This window comes from Pseudomonas sp. AP3_22 TE3818 (assembly GCF_053628995.1).
Map to the genome: position 1 here is coordinate 5,946,176 of NZ_JBRJHL010000001.1, position 17,611 is coordinate 5,963,786.

The window sequence follows — 17,611 nt, forward strand, 5'->3', positions numbered from 1 at the left end:
CTCAATGCCGAGCAAGTGGCCGGCAGCAGCCGCACCCTGGCCGACCTGAGCAACGATTTACATGACGGTGCGCAACATCAGGCCGGCGACACGGCGCTGATCCGCGACTCCCTCAGCGAGCTGGAAGCGACCATTCAGCAAGTCGCTGGCGATGCCAGCCAGGCTGCCGACGCCAGCCGCCACGCCGGCCTGGCCGTTGAGCACGGACAGAAAGTCATCGGCCTGAGCCTCACCGGCCTGCATGCGCTGGTGGATGAAGTGCAAGGCAATGCGCAAATGATCGAACACCTGGCCGAGGAGTCCGCCACCATCGGCGGCGTGTTGACGGTGATCCGCTCGATCGCCGACCAGACCAACCTGCTGGCCTTGAACGCCGCCATCGAGGCGGCCCGGGCCGGGGAAATGGGCCGCGGCTTTGCCGTGGTGGCCGAAGAGGTGCGCTCACTGGCGCAACGTACCGCTGGGGCCACGGCAGAAATCCAGACGCTGATCGCCGGGCTGCAAACCGCCGCGCGGCAGTCGGTCGAAGGCATGCGTGCCCAGGTCGAACACGCCGAAGCCACGGCCAGCCAGGCCCAGGCCGCCGATGGCGCGCTGGATAAAATCGTCGGGGCGATCCAGACCATTTCCGACACGGCGGTGCGCATCGCCGATGTCACCGCCCAGCAAAGCGGCGCGGTCAGCGAGATCCGTGATCACAGCGAGCGGATTCATCAGTTGGGTGGGGATAACTTGCTGCGCATCGGCGAAGGGCGTGAGCAAGGGGAAAATTTGCTGGTGTTGGGCGGGCGATTGCACACTGCGGTTCAAGCCTTCCGCGTCTGACAGACCGCCTTCGCGAGCAAGCCCGCTCCCACATTTGATTTGTGCACGACGCAAATCCCCTGTGGGAGCGGGCTTGCTCGCGAAGGCGCCAGATCAATCACCACAGATTCCCAGCCTGCACACCCCGCCGCTGTCCGCTATCATCCCCCCAATTCCGATACGCGAGATCGTCATGCGCCGTTTGCTCTGCCTGCTGCTTTTAGTATTCGCCCTGCCGGCCAGCGCCACCGGCTTGCTGGAAAATCGTCCCAGCTCCAGCCTGGGCTCGATCAACAACAGCGCCGACTTCCTGCCCGTGCGCGAAGCCTTCCAGTTGAGCCTGGTAGAAAGCACGCCGCAATCGATCAAGCTGCGCTTCGTCGCCACTGAAGGCTATTACCTCTACCGTCACCGCTTCCAGTTTCGCGCCGATCCGGCCGAAGTCGTGCTCGGTGCGGCGAAACTGCCCGATGGCCAGAAAAAGCACGATGAGTACTTCGGCGACGTCGAGGTCTACCACGGCATTCTCGACGTCGAACTACCGCGCACCGATCAGCGGGCCTTCACGCTGGCCGTGACGTATCAGGGTTGCGCCGATAAAGGCCTGTGCTATCCGCCGGAGACCGAGCGCCTGAGCATCGACGGCAGCGGCGCGACGACGACGGCATCTCAATGGAGCTGGCGCGAACTGGCCTTGTTTTTCCTCGCGGGCCTGGGCCTGACCTTCACACCCTGCGTGCTGCCCATGCTGCCGATCCTGTCCGGGGTGGTGCTGCGCGGCCAGGTCGGCGGCTGGCGCGGCTTCAATCTGTCACTGGCCTATGTGCTGCCGATGGCCGCGTGCTTTGCCCTGCTCGGTGCGCTGATGGGCCTGTTCGGTGCCCAGCTCAATCTGCAGGCGCGGCTGCAATCGGCCTGGGTGCTGGTGCCTTTTGCGATGTTTTTTGCGCTGTTCGCGCTGGCGATGTTCGGCGTCTTCGAACTGAAACTGCCGCACGCCATCAGCAGTCGCCTGGACCGCATCGCCGGTCGCACCGAAGGCGGGTCACTGTGGGGCGCCGCGGTGTTGGGCGTGGTTTCCAGCTTGCTGGTTTCACCCTGTGTTTCGGCCCCCCTGGCCGGCGCACTGCTGTACATCAGTGCCAGTGGCGATGCGCTGGGCGGCGGCCTGAAACTATTCATGCTCGGCCTCGGCATGGGGGCACCGCTGTTGCTGGTGGCCACCGGTGGCGCGGCCTGGTTGCCAAAAAGCGGTCCGTGGCTGGTCTACGTGAAAAACGCGATAGGCGTGTTGTTGCTCGGGCTGGCCGTCGGCCTGCTCAGTCGCGTCCTGCCGGGCCAGGTCACCTTGCTGCTGCTCGGCTTGCTGGCCGGCGGTGTCGGCCTGTTCATGGGGGCGCTGGAATTCGTCTATAAACCACCACGCAAACGCCTCGGACAGTTGCTCGGCATGTTCCTGGTGTTTTACGCGCTGGCCTGCTGGTACGGCGCGTTCAGCGGCCAGACCGACCCGTTCAACCCGATAGGCCAGCCTCGCATCGTCGACAACCGCGGCCAGGAGCAAATCTCCAGCGCCTGGCAAACCGTCAGCACGCCGGCCGATCTGGAACGCGCACTCGCCGACGCACGCTCCTCCGGCACACCGCTGCTGCTCGACTGGTATGCGGACTGGTGCATCAGTTGCAAAGTCATCGAGCGTGAGGTGCTGGACGACCCTATCGTCATCGAACGCCTCAAGGGTTACCGGCTGATCCGCTTCGACATCACCGCCAGCAACGCCGAGCAACGCGCCCTGCTCGACCGCTACCAGTTGTTCGGCCCCCCGGCCCTGATGTTTTTTGGCAAGGACGGTGTCGAACGCGCCGATGTGCGGGTGATCGGCGAGATCAACGCCAAAGACTTCGCCGAACGTGTTGCCAGGGCGAATGACCACATTTAATCAAGCAGTCATATATTTCGCGCAAACATCGGTCATCGTGCTGCCTATTGCAGAGAACTGGACAGTCACAAAGGCTTTGCGGCATAGTCGCCGGGTTCTGACAATTGCTCACGGAAAATAAAGGAACAGCCGATGGCGACCCTACTGGTTCTGCACGGACCCAACCTGAACTTGCTCGGCACTCGTGAACCAGGCACCTACGGCGCCACGACGCTGGCGCAGATCAACCAGGACCTGGAACGCCGTGCCCGCGAAGCCGGTCACCACCTGCTGCACCTGCAAAGCAATGCCGAGTACGAATTGATCGACCGTATTCACGCTGCCCGCAGCGAAGGCGTGGACTTCATTTTGATTAACCCGGCAGCTTTTACACATACAAGTGTCGCATTACGTGACGCGCTGCTGGCGGTGAGCATCCCATTCATCGAAGTGCATTTGTCCAACGTGCACAAACGCGAACCTTTCCGCCATCACTCTTACTTCTCCGACGTAGCGGTGGGAGTGATCTGCGGCCTTGGCGCCAGCGGTTACCGACTGGCCCTGGAGGCCGCCCTGGAACAGCTTGAACAACAAGTTAACCGCCCCTGACCGACCCTTGGGAGTTGATGATTCATGGATATCCGTAAAGTTAAGAAACTGATCGAATTGCTGGAAGAGTCCGGCATCGACGAGCTCGAGATCAAGGAAGGCGAAGAGTCCGTACGCATCAGCCGTCATAGCAAGACCCCGGCTCAGCAGTACTACGCACCGGCTCCAATGCCTGCTCCGGCTGCCGCGCCTGTCGCTGCCGCCGCTCCGGCTGCCGCTGCTGCTCCTGCTGCCGCCGCCGCACCAGCGCTGAACGGCACCGTTGCCCGTTCGCCAATGGTCGGTACGTTCTACCGCAAATCTTCGCCAACCTCGCCGTCCTTCGTTGAAGTCGGCCAGACCGTGAAGAAAGGCGACACCCTGTGCATCGTTGAAGCCATGAAGATGATGAACCACATCGAAGCTGAAACCAGCGGTGTGATCGAATCCATCCTCGTCGAAGACGGCCAGCCGGTTGAGTACGACCAACCGCTGTTCACCATCGTTTGAACCGCGGAGAGCCTTTGATGACTGCGAAGTTGGAAAAAGTTCTGATCGCCAACCGCGGTGAGATCGCCCTGCGGATCCTGCGCGCCTGCAAAGAGATGGGCATCAAGACCGTCGCCGTTTACTCCAAGGCTGACAAGGAACTGATGCACCTGGGCCTGGCAGACGAATCCGTCTGCATCGGACCGGCATCGGCCGCCCACTCCTACCTGCACATTCCGGCAATCATTGCCGCAGCCGAAGTGACGGGCGCCACCGCCATTCACCCGGGCTACGGCTTCCTTGCGGAAAACGCCGACTTCGCCGAGCAGGTCGAGAATTCCGGCTTTGCGTTCATTGGCCCGAAAGCCGAAACCATTCGCCTGATGGGCGACAAGGTATCGGCCAAGCACGCCATGATCGCAGCTGGCGTACCGACCGTTCCGGGTTCTGACGGCCCGCTGCCGGAAGACGAAGAAACCGCTCTGCGTATTGGTCGCGAAGTGGGTTACCCGGTGATCATCAAGGCCGCTGGCGGCGGTGGTGGTCGCGGCATGCGCGTTGTGCACAAGGAAGAAGACCTGATTTCCTCGGCGAAACTGACCCGCTCCGAAGCAGGCGCGGCGTTCGGCAACCCGATGGTCTATCTGGAAAAATTCCTGACCAACCCACGCCACGTGGAAGTCCAGGTTCTTTCCGACGGCCAGGGCCAGGCTATCCATCTGGGCGACCGCGATTGCTCGCTGCAACGTCGTCACCAGAAGGTTCTTGAAGAAGCGCCGGCACCGGGCATTGACGAAAACGCACGTGAGGAAGTACTCGCACGCTGCGTCAAGGCGTGCATCGACATCGGCTACCGTGGCGCTGGCACTTTCGAGTTCCTGTACGAAAACGGTCGTTTCTACTTCATCGAGATGAACACTCGTGTCCAGGTAGAGCACCCGGTTTCGGAAATGGTCACCGGCATCGACATCGTCAAGGAGATGCTCAGCATCGCCGCCGGCAACAAGCTGTCGTTCACCCAGGATGACGTGGTCATCCGCGGTCACGCGCTGGAATGCCGGATCAACGCCGAAGACCCGAAAACCTTCATGCCGAGCCCTGGCACGGTCAAGCATTTCCACGCGCCAGGCGGCAACGGCGTTCGCGTCGACTCGCACCTGTACAGTGGTTATGCCGTTCCGCCGAACTACGATTCGTTGATCGGCAAGCTGATCACCTACGGCGCAACCCGTGACGAAGCCATGGCGCGCATGCGCAATGCGCTGGACGAGATCGTGGTTGACGGGATCAAGACCAACATCCCGCTGCACCGCGACCTGACCCGCGATGAAGGCTTCTGCAAAGGGGGCGTGAACATTCACTACCTCGAGCACAAGCTGGCTGGCGAGAAGCACTAAGCTTCAGCTGGCACATGACAAAGCCGCCTTCGGGCGGCTTTGTTGTATCTGGACATTTCATCGGATAGGTGGCCTTGCACAATCCCTGTGGGAGCGGGCTTGCCCGCGAAGACGTCGGCACATCCAACATCGAGGAGACAGACAGTACGCATTCGCGAGCAAGCCCGCTCCCACAGACACAGCGAACTCCCACAAAACCCCCGCTCTCGCGTAAACTTGCGCCCTTCTCGCAGCCCGCCAGGCTGCAATCAACATTTTTCAAAGGTGCCCGCCATGCCTTGGCTGCAAGTACGTCTCGCCATCAGCCCAGAACAAGCCGAAACCTATGAAGACGCTTTCCTTGAAGTGGGCGCCGTGTCGGTGACCTTCATGGACGCCGAAGATCAGCCGATCTTCGAGCCGGAACTCAATACCACGCCACTGTGGTCGCACACACACCTGCTGGCGCTGTTCGAAGGTGGCACCGAGCCCGGCCCGGTACTGGCCCACCTGGAGCTGCTGACCGGCAGTCCGCTGCCTGAACACCACAGCGAAGTGATCGAAGACCAGGACTGGGAACGCAGCTGGATGGACGGATTCCAGCCAATGCGTTTCGGCCAGCGCCTGTGGATCGTGCCGAGCTGGCACGCCGCGCCGGAACCTGACGCCGTGAACCTGCTGCTTGATCCGGGCCTGGCGTTCGGCACCGGCACCCACCCGACCACCGCACTGTGCCTGGAATGGCTCGACGGTCAGGACCTGAAGGACTGCAACGTACTGGACTTCGGCTGCGGCTCCGGGATCCTGGCGATCGCCGCGCTGTTGCTGGGCGCCAGGGAAGCCGTGGGCACCGACATCGACGTGCAGGCGCTGGAAGCCTCCCGCGACAACGCCGGGCGCAACAACATCGCCGAACACCTGTTCCCGCTGTACCTGCCGCAAGACCTGCCGCAGGTGCAGGCCGACGTACTGGTGGCCAACATTCTCGCCGGTCCGCTGGTTTCCCTGGCGCCACAGCTGTCCGGCCTGGTCAAGTCGGGCGGTCGCCTGGCGCTGTCGGGCATCCTCGCCGAACAAGGCGACGAAGTCGCTGCCGCCTACGCCAAGGACTTCGATCTGGATCCGATCGCCAATCGCGATGGTTGGGTGCGCATCACTGGCCGTCGGCGCTAGAATGGCCGCCTGCATAATCCGGAACGCCGCATGACCGATAGCTTCGTCACTCAGTGCCCGCATTGCCAAACCAGCTTCCGCGTCAGCCATGCCCAATTGAGCGTGGCTCGCGGCGTGGTTCGCTGCGGCTCCTGCCTGCAGGTGTTCAATGCCGCCAGGCAGTTGCTTGAGCAGGCCGGCAAGGAACCACCGGTAGTGGCGCCGTTACCGCCTGTGCAGCCTGCCGAACCGCTCGAGCCATCGGCACCGCGCGCCATCAGCCAAAAGCAATGGAGCGCGACCGAACTGGACCTGGACAGTCTTGACCTCGACGAAGAACTCGCCCGGCTCGAACAGCGGGAGATCCAGCCGGCCACCGAGCTCGGCCGCCATCGCGACGACTCGCTGAGCGCCCGCCGCGACAGCACCGGGCAGGATGACGAGGAGCCGTGGTCCGACAGCCTGTTCAGTGAGTCGGCGGCCGATCGTGCGCAAGTCGACGAACCGTTCGACAGCCTTGAATCGCCAGAGCCAACGGTCGAACCGGGCAAAGCCTCGCGCACCGAACCTTCGCTGTCTCTGGAACCGGTCGATCTCGACGACGAACTGCAGCCACCCCAGTTGCGCTTGCACGACCCGCTCGATGCGCCGCTGCACCACGAACGTCTGTCGGCCGCCGACGAGAACGAAATCGACGACAACCTGCCCTCGGTCGAACCGCTGCGCAAGCGACGTGAACGCAGCGAGACGGGCGTGCGTGCCGAAGTGCTGCAAGACCTGACCGACGACCCGCTGCAACTGGACTGGCAAAAACGCCGCTCGCCCTGGGGTCGACGGCTGTTGTGGTTGCTGCTGGTGCTGATCGCCGCGGGCGCGCTCGCCGGCCAGTACATCGCCTACCATTTCGACGAACTGGCGAGACAGGACCAATATCGCCCGTGGTTCCAGCAACTGTGCCCGCAAATCGGCTGCACCGTGCCCTCCAAAGTCGACATTGCAAAAATTAAAAGCAGCAACCTGGTGGTGCGCAGCCATCCCGAATTCAATGGCGCACTGGTGGTCGATGCGATCATCTATAACCGCGCCCCCTTTTCCCAGCCCTTCCCGCTGCTGGAACTGCGCTTCGCCGACCTCAATGGCCATCTGATCGCCAGCCGCCGTTTCAAGCCAGGCGAGTACCTCAATGGCGATCTCGAAGGCATGGCAGAAATGCCTCCGCAGACGCCGATCCACATCGCCCTGGACATTCTCGACCCCGGCGCCAAGGCCGTGAACTACAGTCTGAGCTTTCACTCTCCGGAGTGAAGCGCGTCATCGCTCCCCGATTGACGTCGGCTTTCTGACTCCCCCTGGCCAACCAAACCACGGGTAATAACAGAATAACTGTTCAGATTTTGTTCAATTCAGCCTTTATCCAGTCATCGAGAGCGGGTATCATGCCAACCCTTTTTCGAACTCTCATGATCCGGCCCCACAACAGGGAAGTCCTATGTCGGCGGTACGCATCGGCCCATACACATTACATAACAGCTTGATTCTCGCCCCCATGGCGGGTGTCACCGACCAGCCCTTTCGTCAGCTGTGCAAGCGCTTGGGCGCGGGACTGGTCGTCTCGGAAATGGTCACCAGCGACATGAGTCTGTGGAACACCCGCAAATCGCGCATGCGCATGATCCACACAGGTGATCCCGAGCCACGCTCGGTACAGATCGCCGGTGGGGACGCGCAGATGCTGGCGGACGCTGCCCGTGCCAACGTTGAAATGGGCGCGCAGATTATTGATATCAACATGGGCTGCCCGGCCAAGAAAGTCTGCAACAAGGCTGCCGGTTCCGCACTGTTGAAGGATGAAGCCCTGGTAACCGAGATCCTGCAGGCCGTCGTGGCTGCGGTCGATGTGCCGGTTACCCTGAAGATCCGGACCGGCTGGGACCGGGACAACAAAAACGGCCTGACGGTGGCGAAGATCGCCGAGCAGGCAGGCATTACGGCGCTGGCAGTGCATGGCCGCACCCGTGCCGACCTGTACACAGGTGTTGCCGAGTACGACACCATTGCCGCGATCAAGCAGGCGGTGTCGATTCCGGTCTTCGCCAACGGCGATATCGATTCGCCGGAAAAAGCCCGGTACGTGCTCGACGCGACCGGTGCCGATGGTTTGTTGATTGGCCGGGCTGCCCAGGGGCGGCCATGGATTTTTCGCGAGATCGACCATTTCCTGCGTACCGGCGAGAAACTCCCGGCGCTGGAACTGATCGAGGTGGAACGCATCCTGCTAGAGCATCTGGCTGCCCTGCACGCCTTCTATGGCGATGTCATGGGTGTACGCATTGCTCGAAAGCATGTGGGCTGGTATCTCGCAACCCTGCCGGGCGCCAGGGAGTTTCGCGCCCACTTCAATCGTTTGGATGGTACGGATACACAATGCGCCAACGTTCGGGCGTTTTTCGCCGAGCGTTACAAGAGCCTGACAGGGGACGGAGAGTGGGTGGCCGCATGACGATGATGACCGAGACTTTAGTGAGTGGAACAACACCCGTGAGCGACAACGTGAATTTGAAACAGCACCTCAATACACCGAGCGAAGAGGGCCAGACCCTTCGCGGGAGTGTCGAGAAGGCGCTGCACAATTATTTCGCCCACCTTGAGGGCGCTGCCGTCACTGATGTGTACAACCTGGTGCTCTCCGAAGTCGAGGCTCCCCTGCTCGAGTGCGTGATGAACTACGTCAAGGGCAACCAGACCAAGGCCAGCGAGATGCTCGGACTGAACCGGGGCACGCTGCGCAAGAAACTCAAGCAGTACGATTTGCTGTAAGCATTCAATCAAACCAGAAAGGCGCCCGCGTAAAACCGGTCGCCTTTTTTGCTGACTTCCTTTGCTTTTGATGGAAATTGAGATGACCGACCAGACTACCCGCCTGCCGATCCGCCGCGCCTTGATCAGCGTTTCCGACAAGACCGGGATCCTCGAATTCGCCAAGGAGCTTGAAGCCCTGGGCGTCGAGATCCTCTCCACCGGCGGGACGTTCAAGCTGCTGCAAGACAACGGCGTTGCCGCAGTGGAAGTCGCGGATTACACCGGTTTCGCCGAAATGATGGACGGCCGGGTGAAAACCCTGCACCCGAAAATCCACGGTGGGATCCTCGGTCGTCGCGGTATCGACGACGCGATCATGAACGAACACGGCATCAAGCCGATCGACCTGGTCGCGGTCAACCTGTACCCGTTTGAAGCCACCATCAACAAGCCAGGCTGCGACCTGCCGACCGCCATCGAGAACATCGACATCGGCGGCCCGACCATGGTTCGTTCGGCCGCGAAAAACCATAAAGACGTAGCGATCGTGGTCAATGCCAGCGATTACGCCAGCGTCCTTGAGAACCTCAAGGCCGGCGGCCTGACCTACGCTCAGCGCTTCGACCTGATGCTCAAGGCGTTCGAACACACCGCCGCCTACGACGGCATGATCGCCAACTACATGGGCACCGTGAACCAGGCGGCCGACACCCTGAGCACAGAAGGCCGCAGCGAATTCCCGCGCACCTTCAACAGCCAGTTCATCAAGGCCCAGGAAATGCGCTACGGCGAGAACCCGCACCAGAGCGCGGCGTTCTACGTGGAAGCCAAACCTGCCGAAGTCGGCATCGCCACCGCAACCCAGCTGCAAGGCAAGGAACTGTCGTACAACAACGTGGCCGACACCGACGCCGCGCTGGAATGCGTGAAGAGCTTCGTCAAGCCGGCTTGCGTGATCGTCAAGCACGCCAACCCGTGCGGCGTGGCTGTCAGCCCTGACGCCGAAGGCGGCATCCGCAAGGCCTACGACCTGGCCTACGCCACCGACACCGAATCCGCCTTCGGCGGCATCATCGCCTTCAACCGCGAACTGGACGCCGAGACCGCCAAGGCCATCGTCGAACGCCAGTTCGTCGAAGTGATCATTGCCCCGAGCGTCAGCGAAGAAGCCCGCGCCATTGTCGCCGCCAAAGCCAACGTACGCCTGCTGGCCTGTGGCGAGTGGTCGGCTGACCGTGCCGCTGCCTGGGACTACAAACGCGTCAACGGTGGCCTGCTGGTGCAGAGCCGCGACATCGGCATGATCGGCGCCGACGACCTGAAAGTGGTGACCAAGCGCGCACCGACCGAACAGGAAATCAACGACCTGATCTTCGCCTGGAAAGTCGCCAAGTACGTGAAATCCAACGCCATCGTCTACGCCAAGAATCGCCAGACCATCGGTGTCGGCGCCGGCCAGATGAGCCGCGTGAACTCCGCGCGTATTGCTGCAATCAAGGCAGAACATGCCGGCTTGCAGGTCGCCGGTTCGGTGATGGCTTCCGACGCATTCTTCCCGTTCCGCGACGGTCTGGACAATGCGGCCAAGGCGGGCGTGACTGCTGTGATCCAGCCAGGCGGCTCGATGCGTGATGCTGAAGTGATTGCGGCGGCCGACGAAGCCGGCATCGCGATGGTTTTCACCGGCATGCGCCACTTCCGTCACTGATACAACGATCAACTGTGGGAGCGGGCTTGCTCGCGAAGACGGCGGCACATTCAATATTGATGTGACTGAAACACCGCTTTCGCGAGCAAGCCCGCTCCCACATAAGAGCATCCCAGCGGTGCTATCAAGAATTAGCGTCATCCGAGGTTTTTGAAATGAATGTTTTGATCATTGGCAGCGGTGGCCGTGAACACGCCCTGGCCTGGAAAGTGGCTCAGGATCCGCGCGTGCAGAAAGTGTTCGTGGCGCCGGGCAACGCCGGTACCGCCATCGAAGCCAAGTGTGAGAACGTCGCCATCGACGTACTGGCGCTTGAGCAACTGGCAGACTTTGCCGAGAAAAACGTTTCCCTGACCATCGTCGGCCCTGAAGTGCCGCTGGTTGCCGGTGTCGTGGACCTGTTCCGCAGCCGCGGCCTCGACTGCTTCGGCCCGACCGCTGGCGCTGCGCAGCTGGAAGGTTCGAAAGCCTTCACCAAGGACTTCCTGGCTCGCCACAAGATCCCGACTGCCGACTACCAGAACTTCACCGAAATCGAGCCAGCCCTCGCTTACCTGCGTGAAAAAGGCGCTCCGATCGTGATCAAGGCCGACGGCCTGGCCGCCGGTAAAGGCGTGATCGTCGCCATGACCCTGGCCGAAGCCGAAGACGCCGTGCGCGACATGCTGGCGGGCAATGCCTTTGGCGATGCGGGTTCGCGCGTGGTCATCGAAGAGTTCCTGGACGGCGAAGAAGCCAGCTTCATCGTCATGGTCGACGGCAAGAACGTGCTGCCGATGGCCACCAGCCAGGACCACAAACGCGTCGGCGACGGCGACACCGGTCCGAACACCGGCGGCATGGGTGCTTACTCCCCGGCGCCAGTGGTCACCGCCGACGTGCACAAGCGCGTCATGGACCTGGTGATCTGGCCGACCGTGCGCGGCATGGCCGAAGAAGGCAACGTCTACACTGGTTTCCTGTACGCAGGCCTGATGATCGACAAGGCTGGTAACCCAAAAGTCATCGAATTCAACTGCCGTTTCGGCGACCCTGAAACCCAGCCGGTGATGCTGCGCCTGCAGTCGAGCCTGGTGTTGCTGGTCGAAGCCGCCCTGGCCCAGGCGCTGGATAAAGTGGAAGCCCAATGGGATCCACGTCCGAGCGTCGGCATCGTTCTGGCCGCTGGCGGCTATCCTGGTGACTACGCCAAAGGCACAGCCATCAAGGGGCTGGATGCAGCCGCCGCACTGGAAGGCAAGGTTTTCCACGCCGGTACGGCGCTCAAGGATGAACAGGTAGTGACCGCCGGTGGTCGTGTGTTGTGCGCCACCGCCATGGGTGCCAGCGTCGACGCTGCACAGCAGCAGGCCTACAAGCTGGCGGCAACAATTGACTGGGAAGGCTGCTTCTATCGCAAGGACATTGGCTACCGCGCCATTGCCCGCGAGCGTGGCGAAAGCCAGGAATAAGGTAGACACCGCACCAGGCAATGAACACGGTTCATTGCCTGGCTATTCCGGCGCCGCGCATCGTTATATTCTGGCATCAACCTAACGAAGGGATTTCGCCGTGCGCTGGCTCAGGATTGCCATAAGCTTAACCGTCACATTGCTGACCCTGCTCTGCATGCTACCGGCCCAGGCCGCGCAAGGCAGTGGCTGGGCGGTTTTGCTCGACGAACAGGGCGACCTGCAACTGAGCGACATCCGTTCCGCACGCTACACCAATCAATTCAGCCCCATCGAACTCGACCGCATTACCGCGGCTGAACCCGATGGAGCGCTATGGTTGCGATTCAAGCTTGCACCGGGCAAGCACGAACAGGTGTTGCGATTGTTCGCGCCTGACCTGCGCCAGTTCAACATGTACGTACTGGACGGCGACAAGCTGATCGACCAAACCAGCACAGGCAACGAACAGCCCCAATCCGAGCGTCCATTGCCCAGCAGCGACTTCATGCTGCCCCTGCCGCAAAGCGACAGCTCCCTGGACGTCTACCTGCGACTGGCCTCCGACCACCAGTTACGCCCCTACATCACCCTGCAATCGGCGGTCATCGCGGCTGCCAACCAGAACCAGACGCTGATCTATGGCCTGCTGTTCGGCTGCATCGCCATGCTGATCCTGCACAACCTCATCCGCTACGCCTACACCCGCTCGCACAGCGCCCTCTGGCTGGCAACGTGCGAAGGGCTGTTGATGCTCAGCCTGCTGCTGTTGCTGAACCTCGCCGGTCCCTGGCTACCAGACTGGCACGCCCTGCAAACGCCGGGGGCTTACCTGGCATTGCTGCTGACGGCGCCCTGCGGCCTGATGCTTGCCTATCGCTTCTTCTCCCCGCTCGGGCCGCACCCGCTGAACCGGTTGCTGCTCGGCGAGGTCCTGCTGATCACCGCCTGCGGCCTGATGCTGCTCTTCGTCAATACCTTGCCGCTGAACTTCATTACCTACGGCCTGGTAGCCCTGGCTGGCCTGACCATGCTGTTCATCAGCGCCTATCACTGGCAAAAAGGCTATCGCCCGGCCCGTCTCTTCGTGGCGGCCATGGTGGTGTTCAACCTCGGGTCCCTGGTCATCCTGCCTGCGCTGTTGGGGCTGACCCTGGTCGAACCCCATGGCCTGATCACAACCTTGCTGGTGTTCATCTGCATCAGCGGCCTGCTGATGAGCATCGCGTTGAGCGAGCGCCAGCGTCGCATCACCGAAGACCGCTTCAGCATCAGCCGCGACCTGGCGGCCAGCAATGCCGAGATCAACGCCAAGGCCGAGTTCCTGGCGAAGATCAGCCATGAAATCCGCACCCCGATGAACGGTGTTCTCGGCATGACCGAGCTGCTGTTGGGCACACCGCTGTCGGTCAAGCAACGCGACTATGTGCAGACGATCCACAGCGCCGGCAACGAGCTGCTGACACTGATCAACGAAATTCTCGACATTTCCAAACTCGAGTCCGGGCAGATCGAGCTGGACGATGTGCAGTTCGACCTCAACGCGCTGATCGAAGACTGCCTGAGCATCTTCCGCGCCAAGGCCGAGCAGCAAAACGTCGAGTTGATCAGCTTCATCCAGCCGCAAGTGCCTCGAGTGATCAGCGGTGACCCGACACGCCTGCGCCAGACCCTGTTGAGCCTGCTCGAAAACGCCCTGAAAAAAACCGATGAAGGCGAAATCCTGATCGTCGTGGCGCTCGACGAGCGCAACACCAAACCGCGCCTGCGTATCGCCGTGCAGGACAGCGGCGAGCCGATGGACGCCGAAGAACGCGACGCCCTGATGCACGCCGAACTGCACAGCCGGCATTTTCTGTCAGCCACCCACCTGGGCGGCAACCTGGGCCTGGTGATTGCCCGGCAACTGATACGCTTGATGCAAGGGGAATTCGGAATCAAGAGTGGCAGCAACCAGGGCAGCACCCTGTGGTTGACCCTGCCACTGGATCCGGATCGCCTCGAACACCCGACCTCCGACCTCGACGGCCCGCTGCAAGGTGCGCGGGTATTGGTGGTGGACGACAACGACACCTGTCGCAAGGTGCTGGTGCAGCAATGCAGCGCCTGGGGCCTGAACGTCAGCGCCGCGCCTTCCGGCAAGGAAGCCCTGGCACTGCTGCGCACCAAGGCGCATTTGCGCGATTACTTCGATGTGGTCCTGCTGGACCAGAACATGCCCGGCATGACCGGCATGCAACTGGCGGCCAAGATCAAGGAAGACCCGAGCCTGAACCATGACATCCTGCTGATCATGCTCACCGGCATCAGCAATGCGCCGAGCAAGATCATTGCGCGCAACTCCGGGATCAAGCGCATCCTCGCCAAACCGGTGGCCGGCTACACCCTCAAGACCACCCTGGCTGACGAACTGACCCAACGCAACAAAGGCCAGGTCGTCACGCAATCACTGCCAAGCGGCCCGCCCCCGCCGGTCAAGGTCCCCAGCGATTTCCGCATTCTGGTGGCCGAAGACAACAGCATTTCGACCAAGGTGATCCGCGGCATGCTGAGCAAGCTCAACCTGCAACCGGATACCGCCTGCAACGGCGAAGAGGCCTTGCAGGCGATGAAAGCCCAGCGTTACGACCTGGTGCTGATGGACTGCGAAATGCCGATCCTCGACGGCTTCTCGGCCACCCAGCAATTGCGTGCCTGGGAAGTCGGCAACCAGCGGGTCCGAACCCCCGTGGTGGCATTGACCGCCCACATCCTGGCCGAACACAAAGAGCGTGCGCGCCAGGCCGGCATGGACGGACACATGGCCAAACCGGTCGAACTGTCACAACTGCGTGAATTGATCGAACACTGGGTCGCCCAGCGTGACCAGCAGAATCGCGCAACGACCCAAACTTCCTGAGCCGACAGACTGCGCAACCCCTGATAGACTCCCCCTCGACCTCCCTCGCCAGTGAGCCCGGCACCATGCTCCAAGTGTTGTTCAGCGTTTACCTGAAGATGCTGGTGCTCTACAGCCCATTCTTCGTGTTGTCCTGCTTCATCAGCCTGACCCGTGGTTATTCGCGCAAGGAACAGCGACGACTGGCCTGGAAAGTTGCGGTCGCCACACTGGTCTCCAGTGTGCTGCTGTACTTGTTCGGCCGAGTGATTTTCAGTGTTTTCGGCATTACCGTGGACGCATTCCGCATCGGCGCCGGTAGCGTCCTGTTCATCTCGGCGCTGGGGATGGCACAAGGCAAATCGGCGGTACAGACCGACAACGTGCAGCAGGATGTGACCATCGTCCCGCTGACCATTCCACTGACCGTCGGCCCCGGCACCATCGGTGCGTTGCTGGTGATGGGCGTGAGTCAGCCGCACTGGGACGATAAGCTCACGGCCATTGTCGGCATTGCCATGGCCAGTTTTACCGTGGGCGTGGTGCTGTTTTTGTCCAGTCGAATCGAGCGCATTCTCGGTGACCAGGGATTGCAGATCGTCAGCCGTTTGATGGGGTTGTTCGTATGCGCACTGGCGGCGCAGATCATCTTCACCGGGGTGAGGGGCTACCTGGTGCCTTGAAGCGACGGCTTGTCCGAACCCGAAAACAAGGCCCTGTGCATCAATCACAGGGCCTTGTCTTTTATTGCGTGCAAAACCTTTGAGTCAGGACTGGATTTTGCGCACGAACACCTTGTTTGAATAAGCTTCGATTTTTTCGTGGACCCGTTTACGGTAGTTTTCAAACGCCCGTCGGTCGAACACAAACACCCCGCCACCGGGAATGATCGCCAGCTCTCGATCGAACTCGCTCCACAGGAAAAAGTCGCTTTCAATCACGGTCGCGCTGTAGCGCAAGCCCAGCAGGCAGACGACCACTTCACCCGAGGCGAGCCGCTCGCAAGGTGCGCACTTGAGGATACCCGATCCGCCATTGGCCACATTGCCGCGAAAGAAGTCCCAGGCAAACTCATCCAGCCGCAATGCCTGATAGGTGTCCTCGAGAAGCTGGCTCAAACGCTCCACGCCCAAGTGGCCAATCACGCTGTAACTGGCACTGAGCAATTGTCGGACACTCGTGACCCGGATCGGATCAGCCGGAACGATGGTCTTGAGCCTGTATCCCGCCTTGATCAATCGCCCTTGAAAATAATCGAACCAGGCCTTCCTCGACACTTGGCCAGGGTATTTCTCATTGGCCGCCAGTTCCGCGTACAACAGGCAATCCTGTATATCCTGTTGGTCTTGCGAACTTACCCGCTGGGTAAAGGACAACAGGCAACCACCCACTACAACGGCATTAACAGACGCAGGCATATTTATCCCATACAGTCAGTGCCTTGATCGATTATATCGATCAAGGCTTGCCCGCCTTATTGACCTGTCAATTGTTTGAAAAGACCATCGGCAAATTGGTCGTTATAGGCATATATCATGTCTTTCTTTCGTTCGAATGCACGTCGATTAAACAGGCGCACACCGGCAGCCTGGAAAACCTGCAAACCCTGCGCCTTGTAAGTCACGAATAAAAAGTTGCCGTTATATTCCTTGTCCACCAAGTCCAGGCCGCCAATCAACATGGACATGCCACCGCCTGGCGTCGCAATGAAGGGCACAGCCTTGAAGCTGATAACGTCGTTTTTCTTGCTGCCGGCATCGACAATCTTCAGTGCGTCCTTATCGCCCTTAAGCTTGCTGAAACCCGATGCCACCAGGTTCAGGACGCTGACTGCTCCACCCGGAACAACGGTCTCAAGCACTTGCAAAATCGCTTCATTCATCGTGATGGTGAGCTTTTTGCTGACGTAGTTCTTGTGGGTGAAGCCTCCGCTCACCCAGCCCACCGCCAACAATGCCTCGTTGTACTTCAGGTAGCGATCTTTGTTGCTGGTTCCGTTGGGCAGACGCCGGACCACCGCTTCGGCAAACTGCTGACAGTCCAGTGCATCCTGCCTGTCGCCCTCCGAAAGCGCCTGCTCGAACACCACCAGCGAGGGGCCTACTACCGAAGCCCCCACACCTTGCGCTGACGAGTCACTCGATACTGCGCCCAGGGTCGAGGTGGAACGCTTGGTCCGCGCCCGTGGCACAACGTTTTCAAGTTCTGCCGCAATGCCTTCGAAATACTTATCCTGCATGGCATCATCAAATGCGACCTGAGCCACTGAATAATCTTTTATATCGACCATTTAAATCTCCATTTAATCAATAAGCCGCTTCATGCGACCCGCTGAAAACTAAAGCGAAGAATTGAGTCGGTCAAAGCAAAAACACGCAGAACTTATTTCAGGAGTCATTAGAAAATAAAAGGCCCGCGACAACTTTCGTCAATCGCAGGCCCTATCGTTAGTTGTTGCCTTGAACATCA

The 17,611-nt window shown here is 60.7% G+C and carries 15 protein-coding genes; 13 read left to right on the plus strand and 2 right to left on the minus strand.

Annotated features, from left to right (window positions below; genetic code table 11):
• Positions 1-276 precede the first annotated feature (276 nt).
• From AB7M25_RS27085 to AB7M25_RS27145, 13 genes are all read left to right on the plus strand, one after another.
• The gene (locus tag AB7M25_RS27085) at positions 277-825 is read left to right on the plus strand and encodes a methyl-accepting chemotaxis protein (protein WP_371318459.1); all 549 of its coding nucleotides are present in this window, start codon (positions 277-279) and stop codon (positions 823-825) included.
• Positions 826-997: 172 nt separating this feature from the next.
• The gene (locus AB7M25_RS27090; protein ID WP_454238218.1) at positions 998-2,743 is read left to right on the plus strand and encodes a protein-disulfide reductase DsbD; all 1,746 of its coding nucleotides are present in this window, start codon (positions 998-1,000) and stop codon (positions 2,741-2,743) included.
• Between the two features lie 132 nt (positions 2,744-2,875).
• Positions 2,876-3,331 carry a type II 3-dehydroquinate dehydratase gene (gene aroQ / locus AB7M25_RS27095; protein ID WP_007971361.1) on the plus strand — a complete coding sequence of 152 codons (456 nt, stop codon included), beginning with the start codon at positions 2,876-2,878 and terminating at the stop codon, positions 3,329-3,331.
• A gap of 24 nt (positions 3,332-3,355) precedes the next feature.
• Positions 3,356-3,820 (plus strand): acetyl-CoA carboxylase biotin carboxyl carrier protein, encoded by a 465-nt coding sequence (gene accB, locus AB7M25_RS27100; protein WP_007971363.1) that lies wholly within the window; start codon positions 3,356-3,358, stop codon positions 3,818-3,820.
• 17 nt (positions 3,821-3,837) lie between these two features.
• Positions 3,838-5,196 carry an acetyl-CoA carboxylase biotin carboxylase subunit gene (gene accC / locus AB7M25_RS27105; protein WP_008053950.1) on the plus strand — a complete coding sequence of 453 codons (1,359 nt, stop codon included), beginning with the start codon at positions 3,838-3,840 and terminating at the stop codon, positions 5,194-5,196.
• A 273-nt stretch (positions 5,197-5,469) separates the two neighbouring features.
• Positions 5,470-6,348, plus strand: a complete 879-nt coding sequence (gene prmA / locus AB7M25_RS27110; protein ID WP_015093304.1) for a 50S ribosomal protein L11 methyltransferase — start codon at positions 5,470-5,472, stop codon at positions 6,346-6,348.
• 30 nt (positions 6,349-6,378) lie between these two features.
• Complete coding sequence (locus AB7M25_RS27115) at positions 6,379-7,632, plus strand: DUF3426 domain-containing protein (protein WP_428610521.1); 1,254 nt, start codon at positions 6,379-6,381, stop codon at positions 7,630-7,632.
• A 184-nt stretch (positions 7,633-7,816) separates the two neighbouring features.
• Positions 7,817-8,827, plus strand: a complete 1,011-nt coding sequence (dusB, locus tag AB7M25_RS27120) for a tRNA dihydrouridine synthase DusB (RefSeq protein ID WP_454238219.1) — start codon at positions 7,817-7,819, stop codon at positions 8,825-8,827.
• Positions 8,824-9,144 carry a DNA-binding transcriptional regulator Fis gene (gene fis, locus AB7M25_RS27125; RefSeq protein ID WP_015093301.1) on the plus strand — a complete coding sequence of 107 codons (321 nt, stop codon included), beginning with the start codon at positions 8,824-8,826 and terminating at the stop codon, positions 9,142-9,144. Before dusB ends, fis begins: the two co-directional genes overlap by 4 nt.
• An 82-nt stretch (positions 9,145-9,226) precedes the next feature.
• Positions 9,227-10,834, plus strand: a complete 1,608-nt coding sequence (gene purH, locus AB7M25_RS27130; RefSeq protein WP_015093300.1) for a bifunctional phosphoribosylaminoimidazolecarboxamide formyltransferase/IMP cyclohydrolase — start codon at positions 9,227-9,229, stop codon at positions 10,832-10,834.
• A gap of 155 nt (positions 10,835-10,989) precedes the next feature.
• Complete coding sequence (purD, locus tag AB7M25_RS27135; protein WP_429382407.1) at positions 10,990-12,285, plus strand: phosphoribosylamine--glycine ligase; 1,296 nt, start codon at positions 10,990-10,992, stop codon at positions 12,283-12,285.
• 100 nt (positions 12,286-12,385) lie between these two features.
• The gene (locus tag AB7M25_RS27140) at positions 12,386-15,163 is read left to right on the plus strand and encodes a hybrid sensor histidine kinase/response regulator (protein ID WP_429382409.1); all 2,778 of its coding nucleotides are present in this window, start codon (positions 12,386-12,388) and stop codon (positions 15,161-15,163) included.
• A gap of 65 nt (positions 15,164-15,228) precedes the next feature.
• Positions 15,229-15,825, plus strand: coding sequence for a MarC family protein (locus tag AB7M25_RS27145; protein WP_429382411.1), 597 nt, complete (start codon positions 15,229-15,231; stop codon positions 15,823-15,825).
• 84 nt (positions 15,826-15,909) lie between these two features.
• On the opposite strand, the gene AB7M25_RS27150 is transcribed toward AB7M25_RS27145, so the two are convergent.
• Entirely contained in the window at positions 15,910-16,560 is a 651-nt protein-coding gene (locus AB7M25_RS27150) for a hypothetical protein (protein ID WP_429382413.1), read from the minus strand.
• 56 nt (positions 16,561-16,616) lie between these two features.
• Positions 16,617-17,432 (minus strand): hypothetical protein, encoded by an 816-nt coding sequence (locus AB7M25_RS27155; protein WP_429382415.1) that lies wholly within the window; start codon positions 17,430-17,432, stop codon positions 16,617-16,619.
• Positions 17,433-17,611 lie beyond the last annotated feature (179 nt).

Excerpts from the sequence above, each read along its gene's own strand:
- AB7M25_RS27085 (WP_371318459.1), top strand. The coding sequence starts at position 277 with ATGATCGAACACCTGGCCGAGGAGTCCGCCACCATCGGCGGCGTGTTG.
- AB7M25_RS27090 (WP_454238218.1), top strand. The coding sequence starts at position 998 with ATGCGCCGTTTGCTCTGCCTGCTGCTTTTAGTATTCGCCCTGCCGGCC.
- aroQ (WP_007971361.1), top strand. The coding sequence starts at position 2,876 with ATGGCGACCCTACTGGTTCTGCACGGACCCAACCTGAACTTGCTCGGC.
- accB (WP_007971363.1), top strand. The coding sequence starts at position 3,356 with ATGGATATCCGTAAAGTTAAGAAACTGATCGAATTGCTGGAAGAGTCC.
- accC (WP_008053950.1), top strand. The coding sequence starts at position 3,838 with ATGACTGCGAAGTTGGAAAAAGTTCTGATCGCCAACCGCGGTGAGATC.
- prmA (WP_015093304.1), top strand. The coding sequence starts at position 5,470 with ATGCCTTGGCTGCAAGTACGTCTCGCCATCAGCCCAGAACAAGCCGAA.
- AB7M25_RS27115 (WP_428610521.1), top strand. The coding sequence starts at position 6,379 with ATGACCGATAGCTTCGTCACTCAGTGCCCGCATTGCCAAACCAGCTTC.
- dusB (WP_454238219.1), top strand. The coding sequence starts at position 7,817 with ATGTCGGCGGTACGCATCGGCCCATACACATTACATAACAGCTTGATT.
- fis (WP_015093301.1), top strand. The coding sequence starts at position 8,824 with ATGACGATGATGACCGAGACTTTAGTGAGTGGAACAACACCCGTGAGC.
- purH (WP_015093300.1), top strand. The coding sequence starts at position 9,227 with ATGACCGACCAGACTACCCGCCTGCCGATCCGCCGCGCCTTGATCAGC.
- purD (WP_429382407.1), top strand. The coding sequence starts at position 10,990 with ATGAATGTTTTGATCATTGGCAGCGGTGGCCGTGAACACGCCCTGGCC.
- AB7M25_RS27145 (WP_429382411.1), top strand. The coding sequence starts at position 15,229 with ATGCTCCAAGTGTTGTTCAGCGTTTACCTGAAGATGCTGGTGCTCTAC.
- AB7M25_RS27150 (WP_429382413.1), bottom strand. The coding sequence starts at position 16,560 with ATGCCTGCGTCTGTTAATGCCGTTGTAGTGGGTGGTTGCCTGTTGTCC.
- AB7M25_RS27155 (WP_429382415.1), bottom strand. The coding sequence starts at position 17,432 with ATGGTCGATATAAAAGATTATTCAGTGGCTCAGGTCGCATTTGATGAT.